Here is a 22,401-nt window from a genome sequence, read left to right on the forward strand (position 1 = left end):
TTGCTCAGGGCTAACTAGATTAGCCCGCAGTTATGGTATGATATACGCGTTTTACATTCGCCTTATCCAGTTAACAACTGAATAAGCCAAAGGAACCATATAGATGATTATTAAACCTAAAATTCGTGGATTTATTTGCACGACTACCCATCCTACAGGCTGTGAAGCTAATGTTAATGAGCAGATTAGCTATGTAAAAAGCAAAGGTGTAATCGCTAACGCCCCAAAACGGGTTTTGGTGATTGGTGCATCAACTGGGTATGGCCTAGCCTCACGAATTACCGCTGCATTTGGTGGCGGGGCTTCTACTTTAGGAGTCTTTTTAGAAAAAGCACCAAAAGAAAAAAAACCAGGCTCAGCTGGCTGGTATAACAGTGCAGCATTTGAAAAAGCCGCACACGCTCAAGGACTCTATGCCAAAAGCATTAATGGTGATGCGTTCTCTAATGAAATTCGCCAAGTCACAATTGATCAAATCAAAGCCGATTTAGGCCAAGTTGACTTAGTTGTCTATTCTCTGGCTTCACCTGTTCGTAAAATGCCAGATACTGGCGAACTTATCCGTTCTACTTTAAAACCTATTGGTGAAACTTATACAGCAACGGCTGTTGACACCAATAAAGACGAATTGTTTGAAGCAACTGTTGAGCCTGCAACCCAAGAAGAAATTGATAATACAATTAAAGTCATGGGCGGCGAAGATTGGGAACTCTGGATGAGTACCTTAAAAGAAGCGGGTGTATTAGCTCAAGGAGCTCGCAGCGTTGCCTATAGCTATATTGGTGCAGACTTAACATGGCCTATCTATTGGCATGGCACTATCGGTCAGGCGAAAAAAGACCTTGATCGCGCAGCAGCTCAAATCAATGCAAGTTTAGAAGAGCTCAATGGCGGTGCTAATGTTGCAGTGCTAAAAAGTGTTGTTACACAAGCTAGTGCAGCAATTCCAGTGATGCCTTTGTACCTAGCGATGGTCTTTAAGGTCATGCAGGAAAAAGGCATTCATGAAGGCTGCATTGAGCAAATTCAGCGTTTATTTGAACAACGCCTTTATGGCCAAGACAGTCAGATTCCTCTTGATGAGCAAAATCGAGTCCGCTTAGACGACTGGGAACTGCGTGACGATGTTCAATCTGCTTGCCACGAAATGTGGCCACAAATCACGACAGAAAATCTTCAGGAAAAAACAGCGTATCAATTCTATAAAAATGAATTTATGCGTTTATTCGGATTTGGTTTAGATGGCGTAGATTACGACGCAGATATTAGCCCAATTGTTGAATTTAGTCCGATTGAAGCCTAATTCACTTCAATGACTCAGTAATGAGAAAGCCACCTTAATTAAGGTGGCTTTTTTTAATCTGGTTGGAGCTCTTTGGGCAAGGGCCCTACTCGAAGATAAGTTAATTTACCGACACGTGGCTTATGGATAAATAATCGCATTCGGTCATGAGATATTACATACTTATGCTCACCTAAATTCGTTTCAACATAAATTGTGTTATTACGAATTTTATATGTAGTATGAATTAAGCTCCCATCCTGAATCACACCCTGTGCAGAAAACTGCAAATACTCAGTTGTGCCAAAGTATGGCTCTTCACTTCTCCATTTACCAATAATCGGATTAACCGTATGGGGGTTGTAAAATAAAGAGAAATAGACAAAAAGTCCGACTCCTATTCCTACCCCCAACAGAGCTAACACCAGAAAGGCCCACTGCCGAGTAATCAGCAGCCGACCATACTGACCAGTTTTAACCATTATAAGAAATATCCGCTTTGCTTTTTAGATAGTCTAGCAATAAACGGTAATCTTCGTTGGCTAATTGTGATGGCCACTGTTTAAGGATCTGTTGTTTCAGATTGTCATCAACCTTAGGCTGATTAATTTGATCTAGCGTAATCACGAAAGCATCACCTGTCGCCGTTTTAATAGCTTTGGCTGGATGTTTACCATCTTTAGGGTGAGCCATTGTAAATGCTTCACTAACAACCTGTTGGTCGAGTTTCTGATCATTACGAGCGACATCCGATGCCCGTTGTAATTTCAGGTTTTGAGCTTGGAGAAGCTTGTCAAACTCAGCGCTCTTATCAGCAACACTTGCAAGTTTATTTGCATAATCCTGCGCTTGTTGAATTGCTTTTTCTGTAACTAAAGCTTGCTTGGCATCTTCTTTGACTTTGTCAAAAGGTTTAACTGATGCAGCTTTATGGCCAGTTACTCGCACAACCAGTGCCTGTTCAGGGCTCAAATTAATAATCGGGCTGTTTTGCTGTTTCTCGATTGCATCTTTAGAGAAGATTTGTTCAATCGCCTGCTGTGAATCAATATCTTTAGGCAGATTATCACGAGAAACACCTTTAGCTGTTTCTAATTTTAAACCTAACTTTTTAGCAGTTTCATCCAAGGAATCAGGCGACTCATAGGTAAGGTTATTGAGCTTCTGAGAAACATCATAAAACTTGGTCATTGCCTGATCTTGCTGAACTTTTTTGACGATTTTATCTTTCACTCTGGCAAAAGGAGGCAGTTTCGAATCTTGTACACCTAGCAGTTTAATGATGTGATAACCATACTTAGTTTTAACCACTCCACTGATGTCCCCAACTTTAGCTAAACCAAAAGCCGCTTTATCAAAAGCTTTAGGCATGACACCTTTCTGGAACCAATCAAGGTCACCACCTTTTTTGGCACTAAATTGATCCTGAGAATATTTTTTAGCCAACGTGGCAAAATCGGCACCATTTTTCAGCTCTTTTTCCAGCTTCTCAGCTTCGGCTTGCGCTTTTTGCGGATCTTTACCTGGTTTAATTAAGATATGTGCAACATGGCGCTGAACAGGCAACTGATATTGGTCTGCATGCTCATGAAAATATTGTTTTGCCTGCTCATCTGTCACGTTAATGGAATTAGCAATTGATTTAGCATCCAGCAAAATATAATTGATATCGACTGTTTCAGGCGAGCGGAACTGTTCTTGATGCTGCTGATAATAGGCTTTCACCTCTTTATCAGAGACTTTTATAGTACCTGCAAAATTCTCTTCTGGTACATGCACATAATGAAAACTACGAGTCTGAGCCTGCAAATTGCCCAATTGTTTTACTTCATTGTTTAAAACAAATTGTGACTCAAATAGAGCCTGCTGCAACTGCGTATTTTGCATATCAGTGCGAATAAGTTGACTGAAACGTACTGCGGTCAGGCCATTGCTTTGTAAGCGCTGAAGAAACAATGCATTGTCAAACTTACCATTTTGTTTGAATGCATCCATATTTTTAATATTATCTTCAACTTGCTTATCGCTCACTGCAATACCCAATTTTTCAGACTCTTGATCAATGAGCTTTTGATTAACTAACCGAGCCAAGACACCTTGTTTTAATTGAGCAATATATTGAGGATTATCGGCTAACTGAGAAAAGGCACTACCATAACGCTGCTGCATCTGACTACGCTGTTGCTGATAAGCCTGCTGAAATTCAGCTTCCGATATTGTTTCCCCGTTGACCTTTGCGGCATAACTACCGCCGGATGAACCAAGATAGCTCCCAATCCCAGCCAGGGCAAATGAGATGATAATAAGGCATAGGATAATCTTAATAATTAGCCCCTGGCCACCTTCCTGAATCTTCTCCAACATTCTGGTTTCACTCTTCACTGCTATAGATAACGAAAAAGCGCATCCATGATGCGCTCAATAATTTAAAATCAGAAAATCACTATTCATTTACTGAATCTTTAAGAAGCTTTCCTGCCTTAAATGCAGGGACTCGTGCGGCCGGGATTTCAATCTCCTGCCCAGTTTGAGGATTGCGGCCACTGCGAGCTGCACGTTCCCGGGTCTGAAACGTTCCAAAACCAATGATACTGATACTATCGCCTTCTTTTAGTGATTCACTAATCACTTCCAGCATTGAGTCCAGTACGCGCCCTGCTGCCGCTTTTGACATATCGGCACCGCTTGCAATTTTATCGACTAACTGAGCTTTGTTCACAAGAATCCCCTTTGATAATCATCTAATTCGGCCACAAACCTCACATCCCTTACGAGGCCACTATGACACAATTTCGCCAGCCCATCAGAAAGACTGAGCTGACAATTATTATGTATCAACCGCTCAAGCTCAAGCAGTTTCAGTTTTTTTAGTGACGAACTCTACACCAAAAGGGTTTCTCTCAAGAGCCAGTTCTAATACTTCCTCAATCCAATGGACAGGTCGTATATCAAGCTCTTTTTTAACGTTTTCTGGAATTTCTTCCAAATCACGTTCGTTTTCTTTTGGAATCAACACGCGTTTAATTCCGCCGCGATGAGCCGCTAACAGTTTCTCTTTCAAACCACCGATAGGTAACACTTCACCGCGCAAAGTGATTTCACCAGTCATGGCCACATCAGCACGAACCGGATTGCCTGTTAAAGCTGAAACCAGCGCTGTTGACATCGCGATCCCGGCACTTGGGCCATCCTTAGGCGTAGCGCCTTCTGGCACATGCACGTGAATATCGCGTTTTTCATAGAAATCAGAGTTGATCCCTAATTTGTCAGCGCGAGAGCGAACAACCGTCATAGCTGCCTGAATCGACTCCTGCATAACATCGCCAAGTGATCCAGTCTGGGTCATTTTGCCTTTACCTGGAACCGAGGCGGTTTCAATGGTCAGCAAATCGCCACCCACTTCAGTCCAAGCCAAACCAGTTACCATGCCAATCCGGTTATGTTCATCGGCTTTGCCATAATCAAAGCGTTGGACACCCAGATAATCATGCAGGTTATCACCATCGACACTGATATGTTTAACATCGGGTGAAAGCAAGATCTGTTTTACTGCTTTACGACAGATTTTAGAAATCTCCCGCTCTAAACCACGCACGCCGGCTTCGCGAGTGTAATAACGAATAATGCCAACCACTGCACTATCTTCAATGGTCAGTTCACCTTTTTTAAGGCCATTGCGTTTAATCTGTTTTTCAATTAAATGACGTTTGGCAATATTCAGTTTCTCGTCTTCGGTATAGCCAGACAGACGAATCACTTCCATACGATCAAGCAGCGGGCCTGGAATATTCATCGAGTTAGATGTCGCAACGAACATCACATCAGACAAGTCATAGTCCACTTCCAGATAATGGTCGTTAAAGCTATTGTTTTGCTCAGGGTCCAACACCTCTAGCAAAGCAGATGCTGGGTCGCCACGCATATCTGATGACATCTTATCGATTTCATCTAATAAGAACAGTGGGTTTTTAACGCCAACTTTCGCCATTTTCTGGATAAGTTTACCCGGCATAGAACCAATATAAGTTCTACGGTGACCACGAATTTCAGCTTCATCACGCACGCCACCCAATGCCATACGGACATATTTACGTCCGGTCGAACGAGCAATTGACTGACCCAGAGAGGTTTTACCAACCCCTGGAGGTCCTACCAAACACAGAATTGGGCCTTTCAATTTGTTGGTGCGAGTTTGTACTGCAAGGTACTCTAAAATCCGCTCTTTGACCTTTTCAAGGCCATAGTGGTCACTATTTAGGATCTCTTCCGCTTTAGCTAAGTCTTTTTTAACTTTGGAACGTTTAGTCCACGGGACACTCAGCATCCAATCGACATAGCCGCGAACAACGGTCGCTTCAGCCGACATAGGCGACATCATTTTCAGTTTATTGAGCTCAGCTTCGGTTTTTTCACGAGCTTCCTGAGGCATTTTTGCTTCAGCAATTTTCTGAGCTAAAACTTCAAATTCATCTTGGCCTTCATCCATCTCACCGAGCTCTTTTTGAATCGCTTTCATTTGCTCATTGAGATAGTATTCGCGCTGGCTCTTTTCCATCTGTTTTTTCACGCGAGAACGGATTTTCTTCTCAACCTGTAATAGGTCGATTTCAGATTCCATCATCGCCATCAGATATTCGAGACGCTCGGTGACACTCGCAATCTCTAGAACCTGCTGTTTATCAGCTAGTTTTAATGGCATATGAGCTGCCATGGTATCCGCTAGCCGAGCGGCATCATCAATCCCAGAAACAGAAGTTAAAACCTCTGGTGGGATTTTTTTATTCAGTTTGATGTATCCTTCAAACTGCGAAATAGCTGACCGAACAAGCACTTCTTGTTCGCGATCATCAATGGGCTGCGATTGAATAAATTCAATCTGCGCCTCAAAGAAATCTTCGTTGTCAGTAAATTCATTTAATTTCGCACGCTGGCTCCCTTCCACCAAGACTTTAACCGTACCATCGGGAAGTTTTAACAGCTGAAGAATATTGGCAACAGTGCCCACGTCATACAGGTCATCAACACTCGGTTCATCTGTAGATGCATCTTTTTGCGCGATAAGCAAAACCTGCTTATCGTGTTCCATAGCTGTTTCCAGACATTGGATAGACTTCTTACGCCCTACAAATAGAGGGATGACCATATGGGGATAAACCACCACATCTCTCAGTGGCAGCACCGGAATTATCATACTTTCTGAACGCTCTAAGGTCATTTGGTCCTCTCTGCCTTAGCTGAAATATAAATTCGCTATGTTCAGTATATTGGGGTAATTCACATAGATTCAATTAGAGATGGAAGAAAAAGTGATAAAAAGCGGTTAACTGGATACAATTACGCCAATTGTGAATATAGCAGCGACTAAATTAAAAAAGGTGACTTAAGAGCCACCTTTTATTTGTGATTAACTAAACAGATATCTATTCGCCGGAGGAAGCCTTAGCTTGCTCTTTATTGGAATAGATAATCAATGGATCACTTTCACCTTTGATAACTGTTGCATCAATAACAACTTTGCTAACGTTATCCATTGAAGGCAGCTCGTACATCGTATCAAGCAATACGTCTTCAACAATTGAGCGTAATCCACGAGCACCAGTTTTTCGGGCCAGCGCTTTGTGTGCGATAGCTTTTAAAGCATCTTCACGAAACTCAAGCTCAACACCTTCAAGTTTGAACAACTCACCGTATTGCTTGGTCAGTGCGTTTTTAGGCTCGCTCAAGATCTGAATCAAAGCAGACTCATCAAGCTCAGTCAAAGAAGCAACTACAGGCAAACGTCCAATAAACTCAGGAATCAGCCCGTATTTCACCAAGTCTTCAGGCTCAACCTGTGCGAAAATTTTAGAGACTGAACTTTGCTGTTCTTTAGTCTTAACTTCTGCGCCAAAACCAATACCTGCATGCGCTTCGGTACGTTGAGCAATAACTTTATCCAAACCGGCAAAAGCGCCCCCACAAATAAATAATATTTTAGAGGTATCAACCTGTAAAAACTCTTGCTGGGGATGTTTGCGCCCACCCTGAGGAGGAACAGAAGCCACGGTGCCTTCAATCAGTTTCAGCAGTGCTTGCTGAACGCCTTCACCGGATACGTCACGGGTGATAGAAGGGTTATCAGATTTACGAGAGATTTTATCGATTTCATCGATATAAACAATCCCCTGCTCTGCTTTCTCAACATCATAGTCACATTTTTGCAGTAACTTCTGAATGATGTTTTCAACATCTTCACCCACATAACCAGCTTCGGTTAAGGTCGTTGCATCAGCCATGGTAAACGGTACATCAAGTAACCGTGCCATTGTTTCTGCCAACAAAGTTTTACCACTACCGGTTGGGCCAATCAGCAAAATGTTACTTTTACCTAATTCGACCTGGTCGGTACTGCTTGAGTTACGCAGCCGTTTGTAGTGATTATAAACCGCAACAGAAAGAACTTTTTTTGCCTGGTCCTGACCGATAACGTACTCATCTAAGTGAGAGCGAATTTCTTTCGGTACGGGTAGAGCCCCGTCTTCATGCTTGGGTGAAATATCTTTGATCTCTTCGCGGATAATATCATTACATAATTCCACGCATTCATCACAGATATAGACCGATGGGCCAGCAATTAATTTACGTACTTCATGCTGACTTTTTCCACAAAATGAGCAGTACAACAGTTTGCCACTGTCCCCATCACCTTTGTGTTTATCTGTCATTAGCTAACCTCACAACTGTAGAGCAGTTATCAATATAATATATATGATGACACTCTACATGTTTTTCAAATTTACTTATCCACGATTAGTTAAGATATCGTCCACCAAGCCATACTCTTTAGACTCTTGTGCAGTCATATAATTATCGCGGTCAGTATCCTGGGAAATTTTTTCATAGCTTTGCCCAGTATGATATGCCAATAATTCATTCATAAGCCGCTTGGTTTTGATAATTTCGTTGGCATGGATTTCAATATCCGATGCCTGTCCCTGATAACCACCCAGGGGCTGATGAATCATCACTTTAGAGTTAGGTAGACAATAACGTTTACCTTTAGCGCCACCAGCTAAAAGAAATGACCCCATACTCGCAGCCATTCCCATACAAACAGTACTTACATCAGGTTTGATAAACTGCATCGTATCATAAATTGCCATACCCGCAGTAATAACACCACCTGGAGAATTAATATACAGGAAAATATCTTTATCAGGGCTTTCTGATTCGAGAAATAGCAGCTGAGCCACAATTAAGTTAGCCATGTTGTCTTCAACTTGGCCAGTTAGAAAGATAACCCGCTCTTTGAGCAATCTAGAATAGATGTCGTAGGAACGCTCGCCTTTTGATGTTTGTTCAACGACCATTGGAACTAGCGCAGCTAGAGGGTTACTTAAATCAGGATAATCTTTTGACATCGATACACGCTTCCTTAAACAAATGGCTCGGGAGAATTGAACCTACCGAGCCATTATATGCAAGCCTTATCGGCTAAAGTCAAATCTAACCGATCAGGTATTGACTTAGTTGTTCATAATTTCATCAAAAGCTTTAGTTACTTCTGTTACTTTAGCTTTATCAAGAATCAGATCAACCGCTTGTTCTTCAAGAACAACGTTAGAGAGGTTCTCTTTCATTTCTTTATTATTATTATAGTATTCGATCACCTGTTCTGGCTGTTCATAAGCAGAAGCAATCTCTTTTAAGTGTTCCTGAACTTTTTCATCATCTGCTTTAAGTTCATTTACTTTGATTACTTCACCTAACAACAAGCCAACTTTAACGCGGCGCTGTGCCTGTTCTTCGAACAGTTCATCAGGTAAGTTAGGCAGGTTTTTAGGATCAACCTGGCCACCGAAGCGTTCCATTGCCTGCTTGCGCAGCTGTTCAACTTCGTTTTTAACCAATGCACTAGGAACAGTGATGTCATTTGCTTCAAGCAATTTATCCAAAACCTGCTCTTTAATATCACTGCGCAGTTTTTGTTTAAGTTCACGTTCCATATTTTTTTGAAGTTCAGCTTTAAGATCAGCCAATTCGCCAGATTCAATGCCGAACTGTTTGATAAAGTCTGCAGTTACTTCAGGAAGCTCAGCTTTTTCAACTTTAGTTAAAGTGATATCAAACTCTGCTTCTTTACCTTTTAGGTTTTCTGCGTGATAGTCTTCTGGGAAAGTTACTTTAATCGTAAACTGTTCACCCGCTTTATGAGATTTCAGACCATCTTCGAAACCTGGGATCATACGACCAGAACCGATTTCTAAAGAGAAACCTTCAGCTTTGCCACCTTCAAACTCTTCGCCATCAATTTTACCAACGAAGTCAAATGTAGCACGATCGCCTTCTTCCAGAGCGCCATCAGCTGCTTCAACCCAGTTAACACGCTGTTTACGCAAAGTTTCAACCATATTGTCAACATCACCGTCGGCAACTTCAGCTGAAACTTTTTCAATTTCTAGCGCAGCAAAGTCGTTTAATTCAACTTCAGGGAAAACTTCAAAAGTTGCACTAAAGTGGAATTGACCATCTTTAACTTCGCCAACTTCCAGAGTTGGAGCACCTGCAGGAGTAATTTTTTCCTGGATCACTGCTTCATAGAAATGACGTTGCATTGCTTTGTCTTTGACATCCGCTTCGATTGCTGCGCCATAGCGTTTTTGAATCACTGATGCTGGTACTTTACCAGGACGGAACCCTGGCATCCGTTCACGCTTAGCAATATCACGAACCGCTTGTTTGATTTCCTCATCAATAGTTTGCGCGTCAACAGCAATTGACAGACGACGCTCCAAACCTTCAGTCGTTTCTAATGAAACCTGCATTTTCTTACCTCGTATCGGTCAGTTCTTACTGACTTTTTCTCCAGAGTAAACTTTTAGAACAACGCTTATCAAGCGAGGTCCTGTTTAGATTTAGCGGCTATATTCAACATCAGCTGAAACTGGACTTTAGCTTACTAAAAGTCCCCTAACCCAGTAAACCTAAACAGGACCTCACCGTATTGAAATCGGTTAATTTGAGTTTACAACCTTTAATTAAGACGCCGCATTATAGCGATGCTTTGTGCATGAGTCGAGATGGTGTCGGTAAATTCGCGTCTTTGAAGCCAAAAACACAGATTTAAGTCACTTTTCTGTGCATTAAATAAGCAATCGGAGTGAAAGATTGCGTTTATATATAAAACGAGGTTTCTAAAAACACAGATCACCAAATTTATATCAAAAAAAGCAATATTTTTAATATTTACGGTTATAAAAAGGACGTATAATTTTAACTAAAGAATACTTTTTAGCATTTAGCGCTTCACATTCGCATGATTTTGCCGCACTATACATAGCATGAGGTCTTAACCTCGATTAAATAACCAATATTCAGGCATAAAAACTAAAGATGGCCAGCATCGAGACTGGTTGGAGTAAAGTGGGAAAGTCCAATGAAAAAGACAATGTATGAAAAAATTTGGGATGCACACCTGGTTCATTCTCCAGAAAACGGCACCCCATTACTTTATGTTGATCGTCATTTAATGCATGAGGTCACAAGCCCCCAAGCATTTGAAGGACTAAAAGTTGCGGGACGAAAAATCCGCAATCCCCACAGTATCCTAGCAACAATGGATCATTGTATTCCGACTATCAATCGCGATTCGATCAGTGACCCAATTGGCCGCAAACAGGTTGAAACGCTGGCACACAACTGCGCAGAAAACGGTTTAAATCTGTATGACATGAGTAACCAGAACAATGGCATCATCCATATCGTAGTTCCTGAACATGGTTTTGTTCACCCAGGGATGGTGGTCTGTTGCGGTGACAGCCATACAGCCACGCACGGTGCATTTGGTGCATTAGCATTTGGTATTGGAACATCTGAGGTTGAGCATATTATGGCCACTCAGACCATTCAGCAGAAAAAATCTAAGACCATGAACATCATCGTTAATGGCAAGTTGCCAGAATTTGCAACGGCTAAAGATATTGCGCTGGCTATTATTGGCAAAACTGGCACAGCTGGCGGGACTGGCCATGTCATTGAATTTTCTGGTCAAGCCATTGAAGATTTATCAATGGAAGGTCGAATGACGCTTTGTAATATGGCGATTGAAGCGGGCGCTCGTGCAGGCTTAATTGCCCCTGATGAAAAAACGTTTGAATTTTTAAAAGACAAAGAGTTTGCACCTAAAGAAGAATACTGGGAACAAGCGGTTAAATACTGGAAATCACTGCGAACTGATGACGGCGCACAATTTGATAAAGTAGTTGAGCTCGATGGTGACGATATTTCACCACAGGTTACCTGGGGCACATCACCAGAGCAAGTATTAGCCGTTGATCAGCCACTGCCTGATCCAACGCAAATGAGTGACTTGATTAAATCCCAAGCTGCAACGAACGCTCTTAAATATATGGGTTTACAACCGGGTATTAAGCTCACTGATGTCAGCGTAGATGTCGTCTTTATCGGTTCATGCACGAATGGCCGAATCGAAGACTTTCGTCAGGCTGCGGCATTACTTAAGGGTAAAAAAGTAGCACCGGGGGTCGAAGCTATCGCCGTACCAGGTTCTTATCCTGTTAAATTGCAGGCAGAAAAAGAAGGGTTGGATAAAATTTTCATCGAAGCGGGTTGGCAATGGCGAGAACCTGGCTGTTCAATGTGCTTGGCTATGAATGGTGACAACCTCAAACCTGGACAGCGCAGTGCATCAACTTCAAACCGAAACTTCGAAGGTCGTCAGGGCAAAGGTGGACGGACTCACTTAGTTTCTCCAGCGATGGCAGCCGCGGCTTCTGTTGCAGGAAAATTTGTTGATTTGCGCCACTGGAAATAACACCGTCACTCGTCATAGGAAAAAGATAATGAAAGCTTATAAAACTCATACTTCAATTGCGGTGGCGATGAATCGTTCAAATGTTGACACCGACCAAATTATCCCAAAACAGTTTTTGAAAAAAGTGGAACGTACTGGCTTTGGCATCCACTTATTTAACGACTGGCGTTACTTGAACGATGGCAGTGATAACCCAGACTTTGAGCTGAACCAACCAGAAGTGAAAGGTGCTAAAATTCTAGTTGCGGGTGATAACTTTGGTTGCGGTAGTTCACGTGAACACGCACCTTGGGCTATTGCTGATTATGGTTTTAATACCGTTATTTCAACCAGTTTTGCGGACATCTTTTTTAATAACTGTTTTAAAAATGGTATTTTGCCTATCCGTGTGACCAAAGAACAACTCGCTGCGCTGTTTGCTGAGCTTGAAGAGCACCCTGGCAGCCAGTTCACGATCAATCTGGCGCAGCAGACTATTTCCACTCCAAAAGGGCTTGAAATCTCTTTTGAGGTTGATTCATTCCGCAAGCATAGTTTGCTTGAAGGGTTAGATGACATCGGTTGGACATTGCAACACGAGTCAAAAATTACCACGTTTGAAGAGAAGCAAAAGCAGCAACTTCCATGGTTGTGGCCACAACAATAGTACTTTAGGTTTTACAAAAGCCAAGTCATTCATCAGGCGCCAACAAACTCATATGTTGGCGTTTTTTATTTAACCGATCAATAGCCGCAAGCGTCCAACAATCCTCTGTGAGTTCTCTTTAAGCGATGTCGATTAGAGCGCCAATCATATTTACGCAGATTCATTCTCAACATTGCCCCGTTAGCTAAAAAGTCAATTTGTTACACAAACAAGCCCATAACTAATTAGTCCACTCAACTAAATAGATATTTTTATAAATCTATAAATAATGATTGCGATCAGTTACTAACTGATGCATAACTAAGAGCATACTTACGATAAAAAATAATAACTTATTACTGTTACCCTGCTCCTGGCTTATACGGATACGACCACAATTGAGGAGATTTGGAATGAAACTAAGCGCAAGAAATCAGTTTAAAGGGATCGTAAAATCAATCACTACTGGCGCAGTAAATAGTGAAGTGCATATCGAATTAGCCGATGGGCTAGTTATTTCATCGATTATTACCAATGGCGCAGTCGAAAATTTAGGATTAACAGTGGGCCAGCCTGCCTTTGCAGTGATTAAAGCAACCGATGTATTAATCGGTATTGAATAGTCTTGAAGTGAAGGCCAAGAATTTTCTTGGCTTTCATTTTTAATGATTACAGGTGTGCATTTAATCGCGCTAAACCGGCATCAAGGTCGCCAATCAAATCATCGACATCTTCTAAGCCAATATGCAAACGAATTAAAGGCCCTTTCGCTTGCCACTTAGTCACTGAGCGCAGATGTGCAACATGATCTGGCATATGTCCTAAAATTAAGCTTTCAAACCCGCCCCATGAAAAACCAATTTTAAAATGTTCCATTTCATTGAGCATCGCATCAATCCCAGCCTGAGTGCCCTGCTTAAGAACAAAAGAGAACAACCCATTAGAACCTTGAAAATCACGGGTAAAGAACTCATGTCCTGGACATGTAGCCAAAGCAGGATGACGAACGTGGTCCACTTCATCACGTTTGGCCAACCAATGAGCGACTGCCAGAGCATTTTTTTGATGCTGACGCATTCTCACCCCTAAGGTTCGAACGCCTCGTAGTGCTAAATACAGATCGTCCGGTGAAGTACATTGGCCCAACAAATAACTGTTTTCGCGTAATTGATCCCAATATTCAGCGGTGGTGGTTGCAGTTCCTAACATCACATCAGAATGACCAACAATATATTTAGTCGCAGCTTGAATAGAGACATCGATACCTAATTCAAATGGCTGTAAATTCACAGGTGATGCCCAAGTATTATCAAGCATCGTCATAATCCCATGCGCCTTAGCCACTTTAGTAATGGCTGGAACATCCTGAACTTCTAAAGTGATAGAGCCCGGTGATTCAAGATAGATGACTTTGGTATTAGGCTGAATCAGCGACTCAATATCTGCACCAATGAGCGGGTCGTAATAGGTCGTTTCAATCCCATAACGAGATAATAGTTTGTCACACAGGTCACGAGTTGGCTCATAGACGCTGTCAACCACCAACAGATGATCGCCTGCACTTAAAAATGACAACAAAGCACCGCTAATAGCTGCTGTACCCGAAGGATAAAGCGCGCACCCGACACCGCCCTCAAGTTCGTTTATCGCATCTTGAAAGGCAAATGCAGTCGATGTACCACGACGGCCATAAAATAACGTTTTACCTTCACGATGCTGTGTCGCATATTTCATCTGTTCGACATTATCGAAAACAACAGTGGATGCTCTTGAAACAGCTGGATTAACCGCGCCTCGAGTCCATTCATTCTTGCGGCCAGAAGCCACATATTTCGTATCTTTTTTCATAAAACCTACAAATCTGTTCGATAGGCGCTTAATTTAAATCCGCCATAGCTCCTTGAAAAGTTGCTCTAGCGCGAAGAATTAACGCAATATTATGTATGTTCTTTATATTGCTAAAAATAACATATATCCAATATCTTAAACTAATAAAGGATGAGTTTTAGCTATATGTCCACCTGTAACTGACTCAATTGCAATCTAGATTTTTGGTTCTAATCGCTCGTTATCAGATTGACGTTTTGAAGGCTTAGACTTCGCCGTATCATCTGAAGAGTCACTATTACTTTTAAAATTAATTAGGATCCCAACTAAAGCCACCACCATAATCCATAAAATTAATGCATGTCGCATCTGTAAAAATGGAGAGAGGCTTGAGAAAAAGGTCACTGAATCCCACTGCGAAAATTGGGTAAACAACCAAACACTCCCCTGCCAAACCCAACCGAGGCCAACGGCACTTGCCAACAGAGCAATAAAGGCTAATTTACGATACCAAATTCCCCATGCACACAACATGCAGATTAAGCCAACAAACAAAGTCGCACTAAACCAAAATAATGGGGCTGGAGAAGCTAGTTGCATCAGTGCGCACGCACATAAAATCAATACCATTAATCCGGCAAAAAAACGCTTCATACAGACAACTCTCCGCTTCGATCAAAAAAGCCCCATATAAAATGAGGCTCCATTCATTTTTATCTATTTATCCTAGCATTTAGCAATGAAAGGCAAAAGTCGTCGAATGCTTAAATGGTTTTTCAGGACGAACAATACATTCTTGTGCACTGTCACTATTGGGTTGATCTGGCATATATTGCGTTTCTAAACAAAAACCATCGCGGTTCTGATAGACCAGCTCATTATGACCTCGAGTGCCTTCTAAATATTGCCCGGTATATAACTGCACAGCAGGCGACGTCGTATAAAGCGATAAAACGACCTGTTCATCACCAGAGCGAACTTGTGCATCAGGCTGACTCTCATCACTGTGATTTAATATAAAGCAGTGATCAAACCCACGATAGCGCTGGTCTGAAACAATTTTGCGCCAATCCTGATTGAGTGGTTTGGCTTTTCTAAAATCAAATGCAGTCTGCTCAACACTCGCCGGAGCGCCTTTAGGCAAACTAGCTTTATCTACAGGCAGATAGCTGTTCGCGTCAATTTGTGCAACATGGTTACCCACATCCCCAGCAACACCATCTAAGTTAAAGTAGCTATGGTTAGTCAGATTAAACGGACAAGCTTTATCGACGGTGGCTTCATAATCAATGCGAATATTATTATCTTCGCTTAATGTATACATAACCGTCACGGTCGCATTTCCTGGAAAACCTTCGTCACCATCAGGTGAGAGCAAGGTAAAACGAACCGCTGGAATTTCATCAATAATTTCCGCATCCCAGAGTTGATGAGCAAAGCCAATAGGCCCGCCATGCAAACAATTATCGCCTTCGTTGGCAATCAATTTGTATTCTTGACCATCAACGCTGAACTTAGCACCACGAATGCGGTTGGCATATCGCCCAACGGTTGCACCCAGGTATGGACTCTGCAGATAATCTTCAAGTGTATCGCAGCCTAAAACCAACTGGCGCAAATTACCGTTTGGCATGGCCAATTTAAATGACGTTAACGTCGCCCCCCAATCAGAGACAGTTAATCGAGTTCCCCGTCTATTAGTCAGGTGGAAATGACGAGCGGTCTGGCCGTCTGGGGTTGCTTGCCATTTTTCCCAAGTGACCGAAATATCAGCTCGCTGAGCCATGTTATTCTCCCGTAAACTTTCAGCTAAGGCACTATTAACGTGTTGCGGCACGAGTCACACTGTGCTGTAAAATAACGCTATTAAATCAAACCACAGCAGACAAACCCAGATCTACATCGCAAAATGACGGTAACACGGTTCTATTTGCTTAAAATATATACGATTTAAGCTTACCAACCATTTGTGCTTTAACAATCGTTGTTTTAGCGCCCTGACAAAACCCTAATCACTAATAATGAATATTTTGCCTCTATCGTTGATAAACACAAGGGCAATTCCCTGCTAAATAAGTATTTTTTACCTTTAATGATATGTTTCCCAGCAAATGATAGCGATACGCGCAACTTCGTTACAATATTGGCTCATTTGCATTAACGGTTATAACAATGATGCAGATAATACGCTTATATTTTTCGCCAGATACAGAGCAAATTAGCCAGTTGTGAGCTTAAAGAAAGCTATCATGACCACAGCGCTTGGATTAAACTATAAATTTACCTTAAAGATGTACTCAAATGCTCCAAAGACTGGACAAATTCGTCAGCCATGCAACGGGCTTACCTCGTAGTGAGGTTAAACGGCGGCTCAATCACAAACAAATTTCACTGAATGGTCAAATCGTCACTCAAGGGAAAATATCAGTCTCAGATAAAGACACCATCACCTTTGAAGGAAAAGAACTTCATCTAAGCTTGCCTGGCTATTTTATGCTCAACAAGCCCGCAGGTTATACAAGCACCAGAGAGGATGCCAATCATCCCAGTGCACTCGATCTCATCGAGGAGTTTTGCAACCCGGCTCTACATGCTGCGGGCAGACTTGATGCGGACACCACCGGTTTACTGCTATTAACCAACGACGGGCAATGGTCCCACCAAGTCACCTCGCCTCGCCATCACCAGCACAAGATATACTTAACAACCCTTGCCGAGCCCCTAACAGAGCAAGCTTTGCGGTTATTGAGTGAAGGCGTTATGCTTCGCGGCGAAGAGACTCCCACACTACCTGCCCAAGTTGAACGAGTGGATGAGCAAATAATCCGGTTGAGTATCATTGAAGGGCGCTACCATCAAGTTAAAAGAATGGTCGCAGCCGTTGGTAACAAAGTGACCGCTTTACACCGTGAACAAATAGGTACTATTAGCCTTGATGGAAATTTACAACCAGGTGAATACCGCAGACTGAGTGATCAAGAAGTCAGCGCATTTTTATCATCCTGATTTTTTCCCCAAACCCGATAGGTGTTTCGCCCCGATGCTTTCGCTTCGTAGAGCGCCTCATCGGCTTGCTGAAACAGTTGCTGAGCATTGAGTCCACTTACCCATTGCGAAACACCAATACTACAGCTACATCGAATTTGTTGGGTGAAGCGATGTTCATTCACGCTTAATAATAGTTGAGCGGCAAGTTGGCTAGCGTCATCCAATAAGGTATCGGGAGCTAAAATTACGAATTCTTCTCCCCCCCAGCGAACCAATACATCACTGGCTCGCACCCGGGTGGAAAGCAACTGGGAAAATTCAACCAATAATTGGTCTCCCATTAGATGCCCGAATTGATCGTTAATTTGTTTAAAATAATCGATATCTATCAGCAATAACGATGAGGGGGATTTATTGCGTTCACAGCGTTTAATCTCTCGTTGTATCTGGTCATTCAAAAACGTTCGATTATATAACCCAGTGAGTGAGTCCGTGTTTGCTTGAGTGGCGAGTAATTTGGCCATTTCCCGCTGAGCCTGATTATCAATCCCAGAGCATACAAACAGCTCCGGCAGATTCTTCTCTTTAACTAGCGATATATCAAATTGTACATAAACCGATTTCTCCATCAGGCTTAGCTTCATTTCACCACGCCAGTGCCCTCTTTTTGCGGCCATCTCAAGTAACTTGGGTAAAGCCGGTTCAAAGTGAACGATTTGATCAAGTGGTTGCATTTGCATATCGATAAAACGCAAACCAAATGTCGCTAGAAAGAAATTGTTTACTCGTTTCACTCGCCCTTGAAGATCAAGAATAGCCAGAAATATTTTTCGAGTAAAAGCGGCTTCTAAGACCGCTGCTGATAAAGCTAACTGCTGACGACGTTTATATTGAACACCTAATAAGAAAATCACCAACAACCCAAGCACTAAAAGTCCAAGAGCACCCAGTGTGACGGCTATAATCCAATTTTTTATCAAACCTAAGATCATTTTTGAATTGATTAATATCACAGCCGGAAATTTATCATCTGAAACTGTAATCCAGCTAACTAACAACTGTCCGTTAGACGTGGCAATTTTGCCATATTGGCCTTGCGTGAGTTTCTCTAACTGATCGCCTTGTTGTTTGACGTTAAAAGTGTGAGTCACTTTGACTAATATCTGGTGAGTTAATTGATTATGGCCAACATAAAAATAGCCTGATGGCGTTAACACGACCGAATTAGAACGAATCAATTGGCTCCCTGTTAATGGTGTTAACTTGCGAATTTGCTCAGGTGAATAAATACTCAACAACCAACCTGAAAACTTATTTTGATGATTTAATACAGCGGTTTGTAACCCGATAAAACCTGGCCCAAAAAAATCCGTCGTAGACAACGCTGCCAGATCATTTTTATTGATTTTTTGCGCTAATCGCTCAGGAAGATGTTTGGTTAAGTTATAACCGGTGGGGGTATCAATCCAACCGACCACTTGACCACTAGCAGAGATATAATAAAAGCTCCCGGTTAATTTTTGATATCGCCGCATCGAAGAGAACAGTGACTTAAATTTCAGAAACTGCAACTTATCATCCATCTGCATGGCTTTAAGTTCATGCGCAATCAGAAAATTACGTTGCAGTGACTGTCGATAAGCTTCATTGATTTGCAACTGATAAGCATCAAAAGAGAGGCGAAACTCTTGTTCTACTTGGCGACTAGTGTGGCGATACTGCAGATAGATAGCTTCTGCGGCAAACGCAAAGATAAGCAAAACCCAAAGCACATTTAACCCAAGGAACCATCCTTGACGCGATAACCTCGCTTTTTTTGCTTTGTACTGCTGCGCGCTTGAGCTCATTGGCAAAACATCTTGTCTAATCAATAAGCTCAAGTATAGTCAGTCATTTACAATTATGATGTTTGTTGATTACGTAGCTCTTCGGGGAGCTGTTTAGTTGTCGGCACTTGCAACTCTCGCAGTTGCTCAGCTTGTCGGATTAAATTACCGCGCCCTGCAGAAAGCTTCGTCAATGCCCCTTGATAACTATCACGCGCTTTATCAATTTGGCTGCCAATCTGGGTTAAGTCATCCACAAAGCCGCAGAATTTATCGTATAAACGCCCTGCCCGCTGAGCAATTTCAGCGACGTTACGTTGCTGATATTCACTACGCCAAAGATTCTCTACCGTGCGCAAAGCAACCAATAGACTACTTGGACTAACCAATAAAATGTTTTGCCGACTAGCTAACGAGATAAGCTCTGAGTCATGTTGTAAAGCCAGTTGAAAGGCCGCTTCGATTGGAATAAATAACAGTACAAAGTCGAGCCCTTCGATACCGTATAAAGTCTGATAGTTTTTGCGTCCCAAACCATTAATATGGCCACGCACCGCACGAATATGTTCCTGAAGTGCTTTTTCTGCACTTGGCTCATCTTCACTGCGACAGTACCGCTCATAAGCAACGAGAGTTACTTTTGAATCGATAATAACGCAGCGGTTATCAGGAAGAGAAACCACGACATCAGGCTTAATGACCTGTCCTTGTTGGTTCTTTCCTGTTACCTGCTGGCGATATTCATGCCCTTCTCGAAGCCCGGACTCTTCTAAAATACGAGCTAAGACCACTTCGCCCCAATTCCCTTGCTGCTTGTTGTCGCCTTTGAGTGCTCGGGTTAAATTCACCGCTTCTTCACTCATTTTTTGGTTAAGTTCACTTAGTCGTTCAACCTGAGATTTCAGCGAGTGGCGCTCGCGCGATTCGGTATCGTAACTTTGCTGGACTTGCTGGCGAAAATTATCCAGTTGTTGACGCAGCGGTGCCAACAAACCATTCATGCTCTGTTGGTTCTGCTCTTGCATCGTGGTCGCTTTTTTCTCAAAGATCTGTTGCGCTAAATTTTCGAATGTTTCTTTAAAACGCTGCTCGGTTTTGGCAAGCTGGGAAAGCTGATTAGCATCATCTTCACGTTGCTGCACAAGACGAGCAATCTCGCTTTGCAGCTCAGATTGTTTAGTAAACGCTTTTTCTAAAGCGATACGCTGTTCATTCAGTTGGCTCTGCAATGCATCACTATATTCAGCTTTTGCTTGCAATTGCCCTTGTTGATGGATGAGTTGCTGCTGGCGTTGCTGCAGATGATAATTTTCATCTCGATAACTGTCATATTGGGTTTGCAACAGTTCATACTCACGTTTAAGCGTCTGGTAATCTTGATGAATCTTGGTAAATCGCTGGCGGATAAACCAGCAAAAAAACCAGCTAACACCTATAATCAACACCAATAGATATACCCAGGTGATTGAAATTGGCTGTGTGAAAAAATTGCCCACGACGGTTTCTCCGTTGTATCTATGCTATTAGCCCGGTATCATCAGGGCTGTATCTGTATGAATCAAGGAATAATTATGGGTCTTTTTAATTCTCTTAAAGCCCTGCTTAGCACCCCAGCTCCGACGGCTACTAAACAACATGAGTCGGTGGACTATCAAGGATTTAGTATTACACCTGAACCAATCGCTGAAAAAGGCCAGTATCGAGTAGCAGGTTATATTCGTAAAACTGTTGGCGAAAATGCCTGTGAACATCGCTTTATTCGCAGTGACGTATGCATGAGCGAAGAACAAGCAGTCGAGTTGACCATTAGCAAATGTCAGGTCTTTATTGACCAACTCGGCGAAAAAATATTTGAGTCATAATCACGGCCAAATTCATAATACGGATTATAGCCATATTAAAATCACGGAGTTTATATTGATGCGTTGGTTAATCACATTACTTGCTCTTGCAACATTAACATTGGTTACAGGTTGTACCCAAAGCGCTATCTCAAGTCATCAAACTGATGGAACGGTAACGCAAAATGGGAAACAAAAAGAACTCACGGCATTTGAAGATATTCCAGCTAATTCAGATACAAAACTTGACCCTGAGGCATCAATTATCATCAGTGAAGGTGATGACTGGATGGGACGGTTAGTGCTTAATAATGATATGACACCCTTTGCGACCTTTGATTATTACCGCCAACATATGCCTGAGCTCGGCTGGAACTTGGTTGCATCAGTTAAAAGCCAAAATGCGGTACTCACATATATGAAAGGAACTCGGGTAGCAACGCTTCAGATTTCTGGCAGTAAATTTGGCGATAGTCGCATTACCATTACCGTATCTCCTGCAACAGGCGTGATGCCCAAAAAAGTTAAATAATCACTTAGGTTATTGATGAGATACTATTTAATTTTAGTATTGATGTCTGTGCTAATGAGCCCTATTGCGCAAGCAAGCCATTGCAACGCATCCATCAAGCTTGAAGGCGTTAAACATCCAATCGATATTTGCGCCAATAGCTCTGGAAAATATTTCTTTAATAAAGAATATGCTGAGCTTAACCATACTATTGCGCCAATGCCACAAGCTGACTCGACAAACAATAAGAGTAAATATTATCCTCACCGGAAAAATGCAATAGATTATAAAGTGCTCATCGCCAAAACAATCGATCAACAGTTTTACCCGCTATTAGAGCAAGAAGAACCATTAAAGCTTAATAACTCGCACTCGCTTAACTCGATTGTTATTGCAGCCTACCGAGAAGATAATACAGCCTTTCACTTTATTTTAAAATATGATTTCAACCCACACTCAAAGCAGGTTGAACTGTCAGAGCTTTTATACGTTGAACATCAAATAACCGCTGCACATACTTACGTTAGCTATTATCGAGTGAAAGGTAAAATTCCTCACGAAATTAAACAGCTCAGTGACTATAATCGCCGCCAATATACCCATTTCATCGTTCACAACTTATTTCATAAAATCGATAAATTAGCGCTAAATTTAGTCCCATTAGCCCAATACGATGAATAGATAATAA

General features: G+C 42.0%; 20 protein-coding genes. 8 read left to right on the forward strand and 12 right to left on the reverse strand.

Annotation, left to right across the window (positions count from 1 at the left end):
• The first annotated feature begins 103 nt into the window (after nt 1-103).
• Complete coding sequence (gene fabV, locus ABTQ23_RS14455; protein WP_408616450.1) at nt 104-1,303, forward strand: enoyl-ACP reductase FabV; 1,200 nt, start codon at nt 104-106, stop codon at nt 1,301-1,303.
• Nucleotides 1,304-1,356: 53 nt separating this feature from the next.
• Here the strand turns inward: fabV and ABTQ23_RS14460 are convergent, their stop codons facing one another.
• The 7 genes from ABTQ23_RS14460 to tig form a co-directional block, all read right to left on the reverse strand.
• A complete protein-coding gene (locus ABTQ23_RS14460; protein ID WP_408616451.1) occupies nt 1,357-1,764 on the reverse strand; it encodes a DUF2850 domain-containing protein in 408 nt (135 codons plus the stop codon).
• Nucleotides 1,757-3,646, reverse strand: coding sequence for a SurA N-terminal domain-containing protein (locus tag ABTQ23_RS14465; protein WP_408616452.1), 1,890 nt, complete (start codon nt 3,644-3,646; stop codon nt 1,757-1,759). Before ABTQ23_RS14465 ends, ABTQ23_RS14460 begins: the two co-directional genes overlap by 8 nt.
• Before the next feature lie 79 nt (nt 3,647-3,725).
• Entirely contained in the window at nt 3,726-4,001 is a 276-nt protein-coding gene (locus ABTQ23_RS14470; RefSeq protein WP_408616453.1) for an HU family DNA-binding protein, read from the reverse strand.
• 129 nt (nt 4,002-4,130) lie between these two features.
• Complete coding sequence (lon, locus tag ABTQ23_RS14475; protein WP_408616454.1) at nt 4,131-6,497, reverse strand: endopeptidase La; 2,367 nt, start codon at nt 6,495-6,497, stop codon at nt 4,131-4,133.
• A gap of 205 nt (nt 6,498-6,702) precedes the next feature.
• Complete coding sequence (gene clpX / locus ABTQ23_RS14480; protein ID WP_408616455.1) at nt 6,703-7,986, reverse strand: ATP-dependent protease ATP-binding subunit ClpX; 1,284 nt, start codon at nt 7,984-7,986, stop codon at nt 6,703-6,705.
• 75 nt (nt 7,987-8,061) lie between these two features.
• Nucleotides 8,062-8,682 (reverse strand): ATP-dependent Clp endopeptidase proteolytic subunit ClpP, encoded by a 621-nt coding sequence (gene clpP / locus ABTQ23_RS14485; protein ID WP_408616456.1) that lies wholly within the window; start codon nt 8,680-8,682, stop codon nt 8,062-8,064.
• A gap of 105 nt (nt 8,683-8,787) precedes the next feature.
• Nucleotides 8,788-10,086: a trigger factor gene (gene tig / locus ABTQ23_RS14490; protein ID WP_408616457.1), complete on the reverse strand. Its 1,299-nt coding sequence runs from the start codon at nt 10,084-10,086 to the stop codon at nt 8,788-8,790.
• A gap of 611 nt (nt 10,087-10,697) precedes the next feature.
• Here tig and leuC point away from each other — a divergent pair.
• The 3 genes from leuC to ABTQ23_RS14505 all read left to right on the forward strand — a co-directional run bounded on the left by leuC (nt 10,698) and on the right by ABTQ23_RS14505 (nt 13,343).
• Entirely contained in the window at nt 10,698-12,095 is a 1,398-nt protein-coding gene (gene leuC / locus ABTQ23_RS14495) for a 3-isopropylmalate dehydratase large subunit (RefSeq protein ID WP_408616458.1), read from the forward strand.
• A gap of 28 nt (nt 12,096-12,123) precedes the next feature.
• Nucleotides 12,124-12,741, forward strand: a complete 618-nt coding sequence (gene leuD / locus ABTQ23_RS14500) for a 3-isopropylmalate dehydratase small subunit (protein ID WP_408616459.1) — start codon at nt 12,124-12,126, stop codon at nt 12,739-12,741.
• A 392-nt stretch (nt 12,742-13,133) separates the two neighbouring features.
• The gene (locus tag ABTQ23_RS14505; protein WP_408616460.1) at nt 13,134-13,343 is read left to right on the forward strand and encodes a TOBE domain-containing protein; all 210 of its coding nucleotides are present in this window, start codon (nt 13,134-13,136) and stop codon (nt 13,341-13,343) included.
• A gap of 46 nt (nt 13,344-13,389) precedes the next feature.
• Here ABTQ23_RS14505 and ABTQ23_RS14510 read toward each other — a convergent pair whose 3' ends face one another.
• From ABTQ23_RS14510 to ABTQ23_RS14520, 3 genes are all read right to left on the reverse strand, one after another.
• On the reverse strand, nt 13,390-14,568 hold the full coding sequence (locus ABTQ23_RS14510; RefSeq protein ID WP_408616461.1) for a cystathionine beta-lyase: 1,179 nt from the start codon (nt 14,566-14,568) through the stop codon (nt 13,390-13,392).
• Nucleotides 14,569-14,763: 195 nt separating this feature from the next.
• On the reverse strand, nt 14,764-15,201 hold the full coding sequence (locus tag ABTQ23_RS14515; RefSeq protein ID WP_408616462.1) for a hypothetical protein: 438 nt from the start codon (nt 15,199-15,201) through the stop codon (nt 14,764-14,766).
• Between the two features lie 79 nt (nt 15,202-15,280).
• Entirely contained in the window at nt 15,281-16,333 is a 1,053-nt protein-coding gene (locus tag ABTQ23_RS14520; RefSeq protein ID WP_408616463.1) for an aldose epimerase family protein, read from the reverse strand.
• Nucleotides 16,334-16,848: 515 nt separating this feature from the next.
• Here ABTQ23_RS14520 and ABTQ23_RS14525 point away from each other — a divergent pair.
• Nucleotides 16,849-17,553: a pseudouridine synthase gene (locus tag ABTQ23_RS14525; RefSeq protein ID WP_408616464.1), complete on the forward strand. Its 705-nt coding sequence runs from the start codon at nt 16,849-16,851 to the stop codon at nt 17,551-17,553.
• Here the strand turns inward: ABTQ23_RS14525 and ABTQ23_RS14530 are convergent.
• A complete protein-coding gene (locus ABTQ23_RS14530; RefSeq protein ID WP_408616465.1) occupies nt 17,523-19,382 on the reverse strand; it encodes a GGDEF domain-containing protein in 1,860 nt (619 codons plus the stop codon). The genes ABTQ23_RS14525 and ABTQ23_RS14530 overlap by 31 nt on opposite strands.
• Nucleotides 19,383-19,435: 53 nt before the next feature.
• Complete coding sequence (rmuC, locus tag ABTQ23_RS14535) at nt 19,436-20,857, reverse strand: DNA recombination protein RmuC (RefSeq protein ID WP_408616466.1); 1,422 nt, start codon at nt 20,855-20,857, stop codon at nt 19,436-19,438.
• Nucleotides 20,858-20,932: 75 nt separating this feature from the next.
• On the opposite strand from rmuC, the gene ABTQ23_RS14540 reads away from it, so the two are divergent.
• From ABTQ23_RS14540 to ABTQ23_RS14550, 3 genes are read left to right on the forward strand one after another with little or no spacing between them, the layout of a single operon-like run.
• Nucleotides 20,933-21,223 carry an HlyU family transcriptional regulator gene (locus tag ABTQ23_RS14540; protein WP_408616467.1) on the forward strand — a complete coding sequence of 97 codons (291 nt, stop codon included), beginning with the start codon at nt 20,933-20,935 and terminating at the stop codon, nt 21,221-21,223.
• Nucleotides 21,224-21,281: 58 nt separating this feature from the next.
• Nucleotides 21,282-21,734, forward strand: a complete 453-nt coding sequence (locus tag ABTQ23_RS14545; protein WP_408616468.1) for a hypothetical protein — start codon at nt 21,282-21,284, stop codon at nt 21,732-21,734.
• Between the two features lie 54 nt (nt 21,735-21,788).
• Complete coding sequence (locus ABTQ23_RS14550) at nt 21,789-22,394, forward strand: hypothetical protein (RefSeq protein ID WP_408616469.1); 606 nt, start codon at nt 21,789-21,791, stop codon at nt 22,392-22,394.
• Nucleotides 22,395-22,401 lie beyond the last annotated feature (7 nt).

The sequence above is a fragment of the Celerinatantimonas sediminis genome (assembly GCF_046054195.1).
Lineage (GTDB): Bacteria > Pseudomonadota > Gammaproteobacteria > Enterobacterales > Celerinatantimonadaceae > Celerinatantimonas.

What these genes read in the sequence shown, in the direction of transcription:
- lon (WP_408616454.1), bottom strand. Translation starts at nt 6,497, where the DNA reads ATGACCTTAGAGCGTTCAGAAAGTATGATAATTCCGGTGCTGCCACTG.
- ABTQ23_RS14465 (WP_408616452.1), bottom strand. Translation starts at nt 3,646, where the DNA reads ATGTTGGAGAAGATTCAGGAAGGTGGCCAGGGGCTAATTATTAAGATT.
- fabV (WP_408616450.1), top strand. Translation starts at nt 104, where the DNA reads ATGATTATTAAACCTAAAATTCGTGGATTTATTTGCACGACTACCCAT.
- ABTQ23_RS14510 (WP_408616461.1), bottom strand. Translation starts at nt 14,568, where the DNA reads ATGAAAAAAGATACGAAATATGTGGCTTCTGGCCGCAAGAATGAATGG.
- ABTQ23_RS14550 (WP_408616469.1), top strand. Translation starts at nt 21,789, where the DNA reads ATGAGCCCTATTGCGCAAGCAAGCCATTGCAACGCATCCATCAAGCTT.
- ABTQ23_RS14520 (WP_408616463.1), bottom strand. Translation starts at nt 16,333, where the DNA reads ATGGCTCAGCGAGCTGATATTTCGGTCACTTGGGAAAAATGGCAAGCA.
- ABTQ23_RS14530 (WP_408616465.1), bottom strand. Translation starts at nt 19,382, where the DNA reads ATGAGCTCAAGCGCGCAGCAGTACAAAGCAAAAAAAGCGAGGTTATCG.
- leuD (WP_408616459.1), top strand. Translation starts at nt 12,124, where the DNA reads ATGAAAGCTTATAAAACTCATACTTCAATTGCGGTGGCGATGAATCGT.
- ABTQ23_RS14460 (WP_408616451.1), bottom strand. Translation starts at nt 1,764, where the DNA reads ATGGTTAAAACTGGTCAGTATGGTCGGCTGCTGATTACTCGGCAGTGG.
- clpX (WP_408616455.1), bottom strand. Translation starts at nt 7,986, where the DNA reads ATGACAGATAAACACAAAGGTGATGGGGACAGTGGCAAACTGTTGTAC.
- tig (WP_408616457.1), bottom strand. Translation starts at nt 10,086, where the DNA reads ATGCAGGTTTCATTAGAAACGACTGAAGGTTTGGAGCGTCGTCTGTCA.
- leuC (WP_408616458.1), top strand. Translation starts at nt 10,698, where the DNA reads ATGAAAAAGACAATGTATGAAAAAATTTGGGATGCACACCTGGTTCAT.
- ABTQ23_RS14515 (WP_408616462.1), bottom strand. Translation starts at nt 15,201, where the DNA reads ATGAAGCGTTTTTTTGCCGGATTAATGGTATTGATTTTATGTGCGTGC.
- ABTQ23_RS14525 (WP_408616464.1), top strand. Translation starts at nt 16,849, where the DNA reads ATGCTCCAAAGACTGGACAAATTCGTCAGCCATGCAACGGGCTTACCT.
- ABTQ23_RS14540 (WP_408616467.1), top strand. Translation starts at nt 20,933, where the DNA reads ATGGGTCTTTTTAATTCTCTTAAAGCCCTGCTTAGCACCCCAGCTCCG.
- ABTQ23_RS14505 (WP_408616460.1), top strand. Translation starts at nt 13,134, where the DNA reads ATGAAACTAAGCGCAAGAAATCAGTTTAAAGGGATCGTAAAATCAATC.
- clpP (WP_408616456.1), bottom strand. Translation starts at nt 8,682, where the DNA reads ATGTCAAAAGATTATCCTGATTTAAGTAACCCTCTAGCTGCGCTAGTT.
- ABTQ23_RS14545 (WP_408616468.1), top strand. Translation starts at nt 21,282, where the DNA reads ATGCGTTGGTTAATCACATTACTTGCTCTTGCAACATTAACATTGGTT.